This window comes from Parabacteroides sp. 52 (genome assembly GCF_010500925.1).
Classification (GTDB): domain Bacteria; phylum Bacteroidota; class Bacteroidia; order Bacteroidales; family Tannerellaceae; genus QVMG01.
Genome location: NZ_QVMG01000005.1, coordinates 98,313 through 111,286, shown reverse-complemented (window position 1 = coordinate 111,286; position 12,974 = coordinate 98,313). Strand labels below are relative to the sequence as shown.

The following is a 12,974-nucleotide window of genomic DNA, read 5'->3' as shown; positions in this document are numbered from 1 at the left end:
ATTTGTCATTACTATTCAATGTTTTTCCGAATCTTTTTCAGATAGGCTTTCATGGCTTCGGAGTCTTTCTTTTGTATGATATCCTGTAAAGAAGAGAGTTCTTCCTGTATCCGTTTGATTTGGTTAGGAGTACGGGGATTGAAGAGGATTTCCGTCAGTAGATAATCGTCTTCGGAGAAGAGTCCCCGGGCGATTTTCATATGTCGTTTGAAAGTAGTGCCCGGAGCATCCTGATGTTTCATTGTGGCTGCGAAGACAATCGTAGAGGCAAAAGGTATTCCCAGGGAATAGGCAACAACACTGTCATGCTCTTCGAACGTATATTCACAGATATTCAAATGCAGGCTGGCATATAGGTCTTTAAAGAAAATCTTACCTAAATGGTCACCCTCGGAAATGATGATGGTATTTTCTTTGGCCAGGTTACCCAAATTAGCAAAAGTAGGACCGAACATTGGGTGGGTAGACACATAAGGAAAGCCACAATGTTCATAGAATTCTTTCAGATTTGTTTTAACCGAGGCAATGTCGGAGATAATACAATAAGGAGGCAGGTAGGGTAATATATTTTTGAAAGCCTCTATGGTATAGTTTAATGTAACGCAGTTGATGACCAGTTCAGGAGCAAACGTTGCAATCTCCTCCACGTGTTGAAAGCGGAGGGCGTTGTAAATAAAGCGCATTCGTTTTGGGTCGCTTTCCAGTACAGCGACCTCATGGTCGAAGCTCAACAGGTCGGTGAAGAAAGATCCCATCTTTCCGGCACCCAGGATAAGTATTTTCATTGTTGATTCATGATTATCATCTGTTGACGAACAGACTCTTCGTGTATTTCCTGTAATATTTCTTTCACAAAATCGGTATTGAGTTCCAGGGCTTCTCCCATATCAGAGCGTTTTTCCAGTATCTCATTATAACGTGGAGATTGGAGAATCGGCATATTATGTTCTTTTTTGTACACACCAATCTCCCGGGAGATACGCATGCGTTTGGACAGTAACTCCAATAATTGTTCATCTATATTGTCAATCTGTCGACGCAGTTCACTTAAATTCTCAGTTGTTTGGTGGACATCCCGGATGACTAATAAGTTGAGTACATAATCCAATACTTCCGGTGTGATTTGCTGACAGGCATCACTCCACGCAGCATCCGGATTGCAATGGGATTCGATCAATAAACCATCAAAACTCAGGTCCATCGCCTGTTGGGAGAGGGGAGCGATGAGCTCGCGTTTGCCACCAATATGACTGGGGTCACAGAATATCGGAATATCTGGCATCCGGCGATGCAGTTCGATCGGGATATGCCAAAGAGGCAGGTTACGGTATATCTTTTTATCATATGAGCTGAACCCACGATGAATAACTCCGATCCGACGGATGCCGGCACCATAGATTCTCTCGATAGCACCGATCCATAATTCCAGATCCGGATTGACCGGGTTTTTAATCAGAACAGGTATGTCGACACCTTTCAATGCGTCCGCTATCTCCTGTACGGCAAATGGATTCACTGTTGTCCGTGCTCCGATCCATACCATATCGATACCGGCTTGGAGTGCTTCGGTAACATGATCTTTGGTAGCTACTTCGGTAGCTATGTACATGCCTGTTTCTTCTTTTACCCGTTTCAACCAGGGTAAACCCAGGGTGCCGACACCTTCGAATCCTCCGGGTTTGGTACGGGGTTTCCATATCCCTGCGCGGAATATTTTGATGCCTCTGGCAGCAAGTCCTTTGGCTGTCTGCATCACTTGTTCTTCTGTTTCTGCACTGCAAGGGCCTGATATGACGATGGGGCGGCTCGGGTCGATACCCGGCAAAACGATTGATTCTAATTCCATTTTCATCTGTATATCTTATTTAATTATTTTTTTTATCCGGTTTAATGCTTGCTCGAATATCTCTTCATTACAGCAGAGAGAGATTCGGATATAGTTTTTACCCTGGCTTCCGAAGACGGATCCGGGCGTGATAAATACATTTGACTCATACAAAACCTTGTCAGCCAAAACCTCTGCATTCTCCATGGTTTCAGGTATACGTGCCCAAAGGAAGAGGCCAACCTGGCTCCCGTCGTATGTACATCCGAGCGCATCTATAATCTGGCTGGCCAGGACACGCCGTTTGCGATAGGTTTTGTTCACTGTCTCATACCACTCTTTCGGAGCGTTTAATGCCTCCACGGCAGCGTATTGCATCGGCTTGAACTGACCGGAGTCGACATTGCTTTTTACTTTCAGTATCCATTGGATAAATTGAGCATTTGTTGCCAGCATTGCTATACGCCATCCGGACATATTGTGCGATTTACTCATGGAATTCATCTCGATACATATGTCCTTGGCTCCCGGCACACTTAATATACTCAGGGGCTGATCATTCAGAATGAAACTGTACGGGTTATCATTACAGATAATGATACCGTGGCGACGCCCAAAGTTAACCAATTTCTCAAACAAATCCATCGTAGCATTGGCTCCTGTTGGCATATTCGGATAATTGATCCACATCAGTTTCACTTTGCTGAGATCCATTTTTTCCAATGCCTCCCAATCGGGCATCCATCCGGATTCTTCTTTTAAATCATAAGGAATGATATGGGCTTGCACCAATTTGCTTACAGAGGTGTAGGTGGGGTATCCCGGATTGGGTACCAATACGCTGTCTCCCGGATTCAGAAAAGCCAGAGAGACATGTAGGATGCCTTCTTTTGATCCTATCAGAGGTTGTATTTCGGTGTTCGGATCGATCTCAACCTGATACCATTTTTTATACCAGTCGCAGAAACCTTTACGAAGTTCCGGTATGCCCATATAGGGTTGATAACCATGTTCGTATGAGTTGTGAGCATGTTGACATAAAGCATCAATCGCCTCTTCCGAAGGAGGAAGATCGGGGCTGCCAACACCCAGATTGATGACATTCTTTCCGGCAGCATTCATTTGCGCCACTTCTTTCAGTTTTTTGGAGAAGTAGTATTCCTGTACGTTACTTACGCGTGTTGCGGGTTGAATCTTACACACTTTGTTTTCCTTCTGCATATTCTCCTAATATATTAAAGTCTTTTGTTAATGGTATAATGGCATCCAACGCTTGTTTGTAGCGGGTATAGTCGGTAAAGGTAAGGTCAATGTAGAAGAGGTATTCCCATTCACGCCCCACGATAGGCAAGGATTGAATCTTTGAAAGATTCATGTCGTAAAAGGAAAGGATAGACAATACTTTGGAAAGGCTACCGGCTGTATGAGGAAGAGCGAAAACAACAGAAGATTTGTTGATTTCATCTTTTCTCATGGACTCTTCAGCACTCCAGCGGTCGGCAATCGCCAGGAAACGGGTAAAGTTTCGTTTATTGGTTTCAATGCCTTCGGCCAATACCTCCATATGGTATATCTGTGCGGCCCATTTGCTACAGATTGCGGCATGTCCTTTTAATTGTTTCTCTATTATCCTGCGGGCACTCATGGCCGTATCGCCTTTTTCTACTACCTTAGCATGTGGCAGGGTATCCAGAAATTCGGTACATTGCATCAATGCAATGGGGTGGGAGTTGATTTCTTCTATCTCTTGGATAGAGGTTCCCGGGAGTGCAACCAGGGAGTGGGAGATCCGCAGCTTGTATTCTCCTATAACCTTTAGTCCGCTTTCACGTATCAATTCATGATTCTGCAACAGGCTTCCGGCAATCGTGTTCTCAATGGCCATAAGCCCTGTTACTGAAGGATCCTTTTTGACGGAAGCGATCACTTCCCGGAAGGTATCACAACCGATAATCTCCACCTCTTCTTCTTCGAAGTAATTACGGGCAGCAATATCATGATAGGAACCAATTATTCCTTGAATGGCTACTTTCTTTTTTGTCATCATCCTCTTTTTTTCTATTTAATGGATCACTCTTCAAATGCAGAAGAGTCTGATCCCATTGAATCTGTTCTGTTGTTTATGACATAAAAAAAAGTCCCACCGTATTCGGCAGGACTTTCTATTTTATTTATTGATATTCAATTCATCAATTATTTACATACAAATTCCTGCCTTTATTCTGCTAAAATAAAAGTAAAAATAAAAGTATGTAAAGCTAAATTGATTCATCTCTTTCAATTGTCTATTTGTTGGCTACAAAAGTAGGCATTATTTTGAATATGCAAACAAAAAGTGAAAAATATTATAATACATTGATTTCTTTCAATACAGCGTTTGTTGCTTTAACAGCTGCTGCACTTTTTGCAAATAATTCTTTTTCTTCTGCATTCAGTTCGAGTTTAACCACTTCTTCGATACCGTTCTTTCCTAAGATTACAGGAACACCGATACAGATATCGCTTTCGCCATATTCACCTTCCAACGCAACCGAACAAGGGATCATTTTCCGTTGGTTGTGGATGATGGATTCAGCCACCAATGCTCCGGCAGCACCCGGTGCATACCAAGCAGAAGTGCCTAAAAGACCAGTCAGTGTAGCTCCACCTACCATGGTTGCTTTTACTACTTCGTCCAGTTTTTCTTTGCTAAGCAGTTGACTGACAGGGATTCCTTTGTAAGTAGCTAAACGAGCCAAAGGAATCATAGTTGTATCCCCATGACCACCGATAACCATACCTTCCACTTCGTTTGCGTTGCAACCTAAAGCCTGAGCCAGGTAATATTTGAAACGAGAACAATCTAAAGCACCTCCCATACCGATGATACGGTTTTTAGGTAAGCCTAATGATTTCAATGCCAGGTAAGTCATTGTATCCATTGGGTTAGAGATAACAACCAGGATAGCGTTGGGAGAATATTTTAAAGCACTTTCCGCTACATTCTTTACAATGCCGGCATTTACACCGATCAATTCTTCACGTGTCATACCCGGTTTACGAGGTATACCGGAAGTAATGATAATAACATCTGAATTGGCTGTTTGGGCATAATCATTGGTACAACCGACTACTGTACTATCAAAACCCAGCAGTTGAGCTGTTTGCATCATATCCATTGCTTTCCCTTCAGAAACACCTTCTTTCACATCCAGCATTACTACTTCGTCTGCCACTTCATTGAAGGCAAGAACATTTGCACAAGTAGCACCTACATTACCGGCGCCAACAACTGTTACTTTAGACATAATTAATTCGTTTTATATGTTTTACGTTACAAAATTCTCATTCATTAAGAACCAGACAAAGGTACGATGTATTGCTCAATAAAGAAATTTTTCCATAAATATTTTGTAAGATACAATCTTAAATATCGCTAAATCGTTCACAGGGTTAGAAAGAGGAGGGGAGAAAAAGAAGACACGGAAGAGGGATTCTTCCGTGTCTTGAGCAGCGGTTTTGGTTTCGCTTTTACACATTAGTGGTCTGTTGATTCCTTTTTGTAATACATCTATAATGGATGGTTTTCATTTTATACATTCATGGCGACGGCACCGGCTCCCATCAATCCGATGAAGTCCGGGTTGAGCTTCGTGAGAACAACTCCGTTACTTACAAAACGAATCGTGGTAGGGTTGAGCTTCTCTAGTATCTGGCTGTGCATATAGCCATCCGAGACAATGCCTCCGCCTAAAACAACAGTATCCGGATCACTTACTCTTACCAGATTCATAATCAGATTGGCCAATGCCTGTGAGGCATTCTCCACCAATTGTACGCATAAAGGATCTCCTTTCTGACTCAATGCAAATACCTCATTGACAAGGATACGTTCTCCCGAATCGGTAGGAATATGGAGTTTGGTTTCCATCTGTTGGTTTAAGAACCGTGCACATTGATCGAAGCCAATGCCGGAGGCTATGCGTTCCACACAATCCATGCGTCCACAACCGCACCGAATACCTACGTTAACACCAACCTGCGTATGTCCGACCTCGCCGGCGTTGAAGTGGCTGCCTCTTATCTGTCTTCCGTTGACAACGAATCCGGCAGCGATTCCTGTTCCTATATTTATATAGATAAAGTTCTTGGATATTTGTCCGAAACCGAAATGCCGTTCTGCCCGTGTCGCGCTTTTCACATCATTGTCGATCTGACAGGGGATACCGTATAAGTCAACCAATTCTTTGGCTAAAGGTATCGGTTGGCTTCGGGAGGGGTCGATCTGTAGCCATATGCCCTGAACGGGGTCGACACGTCCGATCAACCCGACGCCCATGGCTATGGGTTTGTTTTTTGTCCATCCTACCGTATTTATATAGTCGTCTAATGACTCTTTTATAATGGTTAATGCGGCCTGCTGGTTGAAGTATCCGGAGTCATATTTTTTATACTTCAATATATTTCCCCGCTTATCCAATTCGCCGATCAATAGTTTGGTCCCTCCCATGTCAAGAGCTAAATACGTATCCATTTCTGTTAGACTTTATTTTATTTGCATTGATAACAAATGGTAGCCATTGTTTTTCTTCGCAATACTACATACAATGCTCCTGGCAGAGGTTTAATTGCTGACAAAAAAGGTTGAATTCTTGTTAAACCGGTATTATTCCGCTTTGCTGGGGCTGGTTCCGAATTGTTTTTTGAAGCTGGTACTGAAATACTTAGGATCTGAAAAGCCCACCATATACGCTACTTCACTGATCGTATACTTTTTGGAACGGAGTAATTCTTTGGCTTTGTTCAGGCGGATGATTCGTATAAAGTCGTTAGGCCCCTGGTCTGTAAGGCTCTTTATCTTATTATATACGGAAGTTCGGCTCATGCCCAACATACGGCAGAAGTCATTGATGGAAAAGTCCGGATTATTCAGTTCGGCATTGATGATGCGGATCGCTTTGTCAAGAAACTCTTTGTCTAACAAAGTGGCATAATCGGTATCTTCCATTTCGGCATCAGGAGAAAGTACGGTTTTGCGTAATTGTTCTCTGTTCTGAAGGATATTACGTATGCGGACTTTGAGAACGCTAAAGTCAAAAGGTTTGATTATGTAATCATTTGCACCGGCTTCCAATCCCATAATAACATTTTCTTTTTCACTCAATGCCGACAACAGGATGAAGGGGATATGGCTTGTTTCGATAGAGGATTTCAGGATCCGGCATATCTCATCTCCCCGTAAAACAGGCATCAGTATATCGGAAATGATAATATCCGGATTGATTTCTTTTGCCAGCTCCAGGGCCTTTTTCCCATCTGTGACACTGACGACCTGATACTCTTTCGAAAGACTATCGGTCAGGTATTCACGCATATCGTCGTTGTCCTCGGCCAGTAACAATACTTCTTTCCCGGTAGGGGTAAAGGAGGTGTATGCATCTGGGGAGAGATCTGTTGCTTCGGGTGTTTTTTCAATAGGTCTGGCCAACTTCCTTTTTAACGGGAAAGTGAGTATGAAAGAAGAACCTTTGTTTTCTGTGCTGGAGAATGTCAGACTACCCTCATGCAATTGCATCAATTTTTGGGTCAGGATCAAGCCGATACCTGAGCCGCTTTCATTTGAGTTAATGGCATTTTCGGCTCTGTAAAACTGTTTGAACAGGTTCTTCTGTTCATTTGCCGGGATGCCAATGCCTGTATCCTGAATCTCTATTGTCCATTTGTTCTGCGTATGTTTAGCTATAATGGATATGAAACCTTCTTCCGTATATTTGATCGCATTGGAAAGCATATTATCCATGATTTTATCCATTTTCCCTTTATCAAACCATACTTCCGGAAAAAGAGGGTCGATCCTTAAAAGGAGGTCTATGTTTTTTTGTATAGCAGCCATACGGAAAGCGGTCACTTTTTCCTGCATATAACGGTTTAGATCCTGTGGTGCCAGGATCATCTTTTCGGCATCCAGGTCTGCCTTCTGGAGGTCGAGCAGTTGCGTCACCATCAAAAACAATTTATCGGCATTTTTTGTAGCTATGGAAAGCGACTTTTTCCCTTCTTCGGACAAGTTCTCCTGTGTCTCCAATTCGCTCAATGGTGCTTTTATAAGTGTCACCGGTGTGCGTATATCATGGGCTATATCGATGAAAAAGCGAATCTTTTCTTTGGCATTATGCTTTGCGATCTTGTTTCTTCCGTATTGGATAAACAATAGGATAACCCAAACGATGAGTACGACATAAAGTAAATAGGCTAATCCCGATGCCCAGAATGGTTTACCGATATGTATCTCCAAGAAACGTTCCCCCAACACTTTTTGGGTATATTTATTGACCGCTTTGAGTTGGAAGAGGTATTTGCCTGGTTTCAGGTTCATATAATCGACCGTGTGCATGGAACCGGCCTGGCGCCAGTCGGTATCGTAGTTTTCCAGCCTATACGTATAGGCTATCTGATGCGGACGCACAAAATTGATCGAAGAAAAAGAGATAGAGAAAGAGTTTTGTATATACGATAGGGACACGGCTGAAGTCTCGTTGATCGCTTTTTCCAGAGGAGCTCCTTCTGTGCCTGCCTGAATCGATTCATAAAGTAGTTTGAAGTCGGTCAGGATAACCTGTATCCGGTCTTCCTGCTCCATGTTAAAATCGGGAGCAAAGCGGACGGCCCCTTCGGCTGTACCGAAGGTTATATCCCCATTGGTGAATTTCAGGCAGGCGTTGGGATTGAAATGCCCCCATCCGGTTCCTGAAATTTCATTCATATTGGTGATTGTTTGAGTCTGTGCATGCAGGCGGTATAAATCCTTTTCTGTTGTAAACCATATATTTCCTCCATTGTCTTCCAACAGGCTGTTGATGGCATTAGAGCCCAATCCGTTTTCCGTTGTATAAATCTCGGATTCTTTGGTAGTGGGGTTGAAACAGATAAGCCCTTCTCCGTCTGTCGCCATCCATATATGGCCGGAGGATGCTTGTATAAGACAACGAATGGGATAATGCAGGGTCGTCTCATTGAACTTTTTAAGCCATAGTGTTTCTCCATTGGTTTTATTGAAAAAGGCCAATCCGCCACAACCGGCAAGCAATAACAGATTGTCATTCCCCGGTTTGATGTCTCCAATGCAATTGATGGGATAATACGTATAGGTTTTTGTCCTTATATTGTACCTGGTCAAGTCTTCTTCGATGCCTCCGAACCATATATTCTCGCCTTCCGCATAAATGGAGTATACATAATCGGTAGAAATACCCTGTTCGGAGGGATTGTTTCTTTTTTTTATCTTCTCAATTGTTCCGTTAGCCTTCTGAATACGAAAAACACCAATACCATATCCTCCCACCCAGATATTTTTCTCTTTATCTTCACAAAGGGTAAGAACCACAGAGGAATGGTCTGTGTTTCCTCCTTTGTCATCCAGGAAATGAGTCCATTTCTTTTGTTTATTTCGGTAGAGGCTTACTCCGTTGTTGGTCCCATACCATATGTCTCTGTCGGAATCCTGCAGGAGGGTGTTCACGTGATTGGACTCCAGCGAATTAGAGTTCCCGTATTCATGCTTTATCCATTGAATATCAGGCTGCTCTGGGTCGAGTATGCTGATGGCATTTGTTGAGGTGCTGATCCATACACAATTGCGCTCATCGACAAACATATCGGATATGGTATTTCCGCTTAAGCTACCTTCTTCATCTTTTTGGGATATATAACGTGTAAGTAATGTGTCCGTATCGGCAGCGATACGGTAGAGGCCGGAGCCGTCCGTTCCGACAAAGATGTCGTTTTTTCCTGCCGAGGCAAATGCGCGGATAGGAACGGCCGGTATACAATCGGCGAAGGAGGTTATCTGGCCCGTGTGCAGGTCTATGGCAAAAGCACTGTCAGAAAATGTACCCACATAGAGCTTACCGAAGGCCATAAACAATGTTTCGATCCGTACCTCTTTCGGGAGTGTGACTCTTTGGGGAGAGAGGGCTGAGTCCGGAGCGTTTTTGAATGTGTAAAGATGGCTATGGGTCCCTATAAAGAACTCCTGGTTCTGCGTTTGTATGATCTTTGTTATATTTTCATTTGAAAACGCCTCGACAGGCAGGAGTTGGCTGGTGTTCAGGTCGAACCGATAAAGACCGGTGGATAGACAGAGCCAGCAACGATCCTCTGTGTCGAATAAGAGATCGTTCAATGCGGGAGGCTCCGGGAAATAGTCGGACAAATTTATCTTTAAGACAAATGTATCCGTCTTTTTATCATAGGTGTAAACATATCCGTTCTTTATCGATATCCATACATTGCCTTGTCTGTCACAATTCATGCTGGTGGAGGATAGGATATGGTCTTTGGCTTCCCATGTCGGGTCCAACTTATAATGTCTGAACTCACTGCCGTCATAGCGGTCGACGCCCATATGGGTGAATAGCCATACATAACCGGAGGCGTCTTGGGTTACCTGAAAGACCTGTCGGCTACTTAATCCATTTTCTCTGTTTAAATGCCGGAAAGATCCGGCAAATATCTTTCCCCAACAGATAAGAAAGAGTAGTATGATTAGTTGTGGCTTTCTCATGAATTTTGTTTGTGCCCTTTTCGACTGCAATACTACGTATTATAGTTGAGAAAAAAGGTTTAATAATTATCAAAAAAGTATTGTTATCTGTTAGAATCAAGGGCTACAGCTTTTTCAGAGTGAAAAAAATATATATTTGCAAGGTTGTTTGTCTGGTTCTTTCTTTTTTATTTCGACCCTAATGAATATGAGTAAAAAACAAGAGCTGTTTTTAGGTGTTTTATCTCTCCTTTCCTTTATCAAAGAACCGGCAAAAAAGTAGGATAACAATTTTTGAGTATAAACGATTAATAGTATGAGGAAAATGAAATTTACCGCAATTGTATTGGGCGCCCTCTTGGTGGCTTCGCCTGTGTTTGCACAACAAAAACCGGTTTATCTGGATGCCGGAAAACCCATGGAAGAACGTATAGAAGATGCGCTTGCGCGTATGACGTTGGATGAGAAAGTAGCCCTTTGTCATGCCCAATCCAAATTTAGCTCCGCCGGGGTGCCCCGCTTAGGGATACCTGAAAACTGGATGACGGATGGCCCTCATGGAATCCGTGCCGAGGTGTTTTGGGATGAATGGGATCAGGCCTCCTGGACGAACGACTCTTGTATCGCTTTTCCGGCTTTGACCTGCCTGGCGGCAACCTGGAATACGGAAATGTCGGCTCTGTATGGAAAAGTAATAGGGGAAGAAGCGCGTTATCGGAATAAGAATGTGCTTTTGGGACCTGGAGTGAATATATACCGAACGCCTTTGAACGGACGTAATTTTGAGTATATGGGCGAAGACCCTTACCTTTCTTCCCGTATGGTAGTTCCTTATATTCAAGGGGTGCAAAAGAATGGCGTGGCTGCTTGTGTGAAACACTTCGCCTTGAATAACCAGGAGATAGACCGGCATGAGGTGAATGTGTCTGTCGACGACCGGGCTTTACACGAAATCTATTTGCCCGCCTTTAAAGCCGCTGTACAGGAAGGAGGAGCCTGGGCTATCATGGGGGCGTATAATAAGTATAAAGGGGAATACTGCTGTCACAATCAATACCTGTTGAATGATATCCTGCGTAAGGATTGGAAGTTTGACGGAGTGGTCGTATCCGATTGGGGGGGTGTGTATGACACCAAACAGGCGGCTTACAATGGGTTGGATATGGAATTCGGAACCTGGACGGATGGATTGACGGAAGGTGCCAGCAATGCTTATGACAATTATTACCTGGCTAAACCTTTCCTGACCCTTTTGCAATCGGGAGAGATCAAAGAAGAAGTGCTTGATCAAAAGGTACGCAATATTCTTCGGCTGGCTTTCCGTACGACGATGGATACCGAACGTCCGTTTGGCTCATTCGCTACACAGGAACATGGTTTGGCAGGACGTCAGATCGCGCAGGAAGGTATTGTTTTGCTTCAAAACAAAAAGAATGTATTACCCATCGACCTTCAGAAAACCCGGAAGGTGGCTGTCATAGGGGAGAATGCCCTGAAGGTGATGACAGTGGGAGGGGGAAGCTCTTCGTTGAAGGCGAAGTATGAGGTATCTCCCTGGGAAGGTATTAAAAACCGCTTGACAACTTCTCAGACGGAAGTAGTCTATGCCCGTGGTTATACGGGAGAAGCCTCTAAGGCACAGGATGGTCTGGGAACAGGACAGAACCTGGTGGATAATCGCTCTGCAGAAGAACTGATAAGAGAAGCTTGTGAAGTGGCCCAAGAGGCCGATGTGGTTCTCTTTATCGGTGGGTTGAATAAGAACAATGGACAAGACTGCGAAGGGAATGACCGGGCAAGTCTGGATTTGCCTTACGGGCAAGATCGGGTGATACGTGAATTGATTAAGGTAAATAAAAACATGGCTGTGGTTCTTATTTCAGGCAATGCCGTGGCTATGCCTTGGGTCAATGAAGTGCCTTCCGTGGTACAGGCTTGGTATTTGGGCTCTGAAGCTGGAAATGCAATAGCCTCTGTCTTGGTGGGAGATGTCAACCCTTCGGGGAAATTGCCTTTTACTTTTCCTGTGAAACTGACGGACAATAGTGCCCATGCATTAGGGGAATATCCGGGAAAGGGGGAAGAAACCTATAAAGAGAGTATTTATGTCGGATACCGTTGGGCGGATAAAGAAAAGATCAAACCTTTATTCTCCTTTGGACATGGACTGAGTTATACCACTTTTCAATATGGAAAAGTTACTGCCGATAAAAATAAAATAACGGCTTCGGATAAGATAACCTTTACCGTGACGGTAAAGAATACAGGTGATCGGGCAGGAGCAGAGGTGGTCCAACTTTACGTCAGTGATATGAAATCTTCTTTGCCCCGGCCGGTGAAAGAATTGAAAGGCTTCCAAAAAGTATACCTGGATAAAGGAGAAGAACAAGAAGTTTCTTTCACTATCGATAAAGAGGCTTTATGTTTTTATGATGACCAACGGGGAGAATGGGTGACGGAACCGGGCTCCTTTGAAGCATTGATAGGAAGCTCTTCCGTGGCTATTCAGGGAAAAGTGAAATTTGAATGGCAATAACCTCCCGGTTTTTCGGGGAGTTATTTTAGTGTTGATAGCTATCGTCAGTACTGATGATAGCTATCGTCACTACTAATGATAGCTATCGTTAC

The 12,974-nt window shown here is 43.6% G+C and carries 8 protein-coding genes; 1 reads left to right on the top strand and 7 read right to left on the bottom strand.

Annotation, left to right across the window (positions count from 1 at the left end; genetic code table 11):
* Window positions 1-11: 11 nt before the first annotated feature.
* From D0T51_RS05075 to D0T51_RS05045, 7 genes are all read right to left on the bottom strand, one after another.
* Window positions 12-785 (bottom strand): prephenate dehydrogenase/arogenate dehydrogenase family protein, encoded by a 774-nt coding sequence (locus D0T51_RS05075; RefSeq protein ID WP_163726058.1) that lies wholly within the window; start codon window positions 783-785, stop codon window positions 12-14.
* Window positions 782-1,852, bottom strand: coding sequence for a bifunctional 3-deoxy-7-phosphoheptulonate synthase/chorismate mutase type II (locus D0T51_RS05070; RefSeq protein WP_163726055.1), 1,071 nt, complete (start codon window positions 1,850-1,852; stop codon window positions 782-784). The genes D0T51_RS05075 and D0T51_RS05070 overlap by 4 nt, the downstream gene beginning before the upstream one ends.
* Before the next feature lie 9 nt (window positions 1,853-1,861).
* Window positions 1,862-3,046, bottom strand: a complete 1,185-nt coding sequence (locus D0T51_RS05065; protein ID WP_163726052.1) for a pyridoxal phosphate-dependent aminotransferase — start codon at window positions 3,044-3,046, stop codon at window positions 1,862-1,864.
* Window positions 3,021-3,869, bottom strand: coding sequence for a prephenate dehydratase (locus D0T51_RS05060; protein WP_163726140.1), 849 nt, complete (start codon window positions 3,867-3,869; stop codon window positions 3,021-3,023). Before D0T51_RS05060 ends, D0T51_RS05065 begins: the two co-directional genes overlap by 26 nt.
* 301 nt (window positions 3,870-4,170) lie before the next feature.
* Window positions 4,171-5,112, bottom strand: a complete 942-nt coding sequence (gene mdh / locus D0T51_RS05055; protein WP_163726048.1) for a malate dehydrogenase — start codon at window positions 5,110-5,112, stop codon at window positions 4,171-4,173.
* Window positions 5,113-5,396: 284 nt separating this feature from the next.
* On the bottom strand, window positions 5,397-6,338 hold the full coding sequence (locus tag D0T51_RS05050; RefSeq protein ID WP_163726045.1) for an ROK family protein: 942 nt from the start codon (window positions 6,336-6,338) through the stop codon (window positions 5,397-5,399).
* 132 nt (window positions 6,339-6,470) lie between these two features.
* The gene (locus tag D0T51_RS05045) at window positions 6,471-10,367 is read right to left on the bottom strand and encodes a two-component regulator propeller domain-containing protein (protein ID WP_163726042.1); all 3,897 of its coding nucleotides are present in this window, start codon (window positions 10,365-10,367) and stop codon (window positions 6,471-6,473) included.
* A gap of 304 nt (window positions 10,368-10,671) precedes the next feature.
* Here D0T51_RS05045 and D0T51_RS05040 point away from each other — a divergent pair, with 304 nt between their 5' ends.
* Window positions 10,672-12,882, top strand: coding sequence for a glycoside hydrolase family 3 C-terminal domain-containing protein (locus tag D0T51_RS05040; protein WP_163726137.1), 2,211 nt, complete (start codon window positions 10,672-10,674; stop codon window positions 12,880-12,882).
* The last annotated feature ends 92 nt before the right edge of the window (window positions 12,883-12,974 follow it).

Coding starts and splice junctions, on each gene's coding strand:
- D0T51_RS05075 (WP_163726058.1), bottom strand. CDS start 785: ATGAAAATACTTATCCTGGGTGCCGGAAAGATGGGATCTTTCTTCACC.
- D0T51_RS05070 (WP_163726055.1), bottom strand. CDS start 1,852: ATGAAAATGGAATTAGAATCAATCGTTTTGCCGGGTATCGACCCGAGC.
- D0T51_RS05065 (WP_163726052.1), bottom strand. CDS start 3,046: ATGCAGAAGGAAAACAAAGTGTGTAAGATTCAACCCGCAACACGCGTA.
- D0T51_RS05060 (WP_163726140.1), bottom strand. CDS start 3,869: ATGACAAAAAAGAAAGTAGCCATTCAAGGAATAATTGGTTCCTATCAT.
- mdh (WP_163726048.1), bottom strand. CDS start 5,112: ATGTCTAAAGTAACAGTTGTTGGCGCCGGTAATGTAGGTGCTACTTGT.
- D0T51_RS05050 (WP_163726045.1), bottom strand. CDS start 6,338: ATGGATACGTATTTAGCTCTTGACATGGGAGGGACCAAACTATTGATC.
- D0T51_RS05045 (WP_163726042.1), bottom strand. CDS start 10,367: ATGAGAAAGCCACAACTAATCATACTACTCTTTCTTATCTGTTGGGGA.
- D0T51_RS05040 (WP_163726137.1), top strand. CDS start 10,672: ATGAAATTTACCGCAATTGTATTGGGCGCCCTCTTGGTGGCTTCGCCT.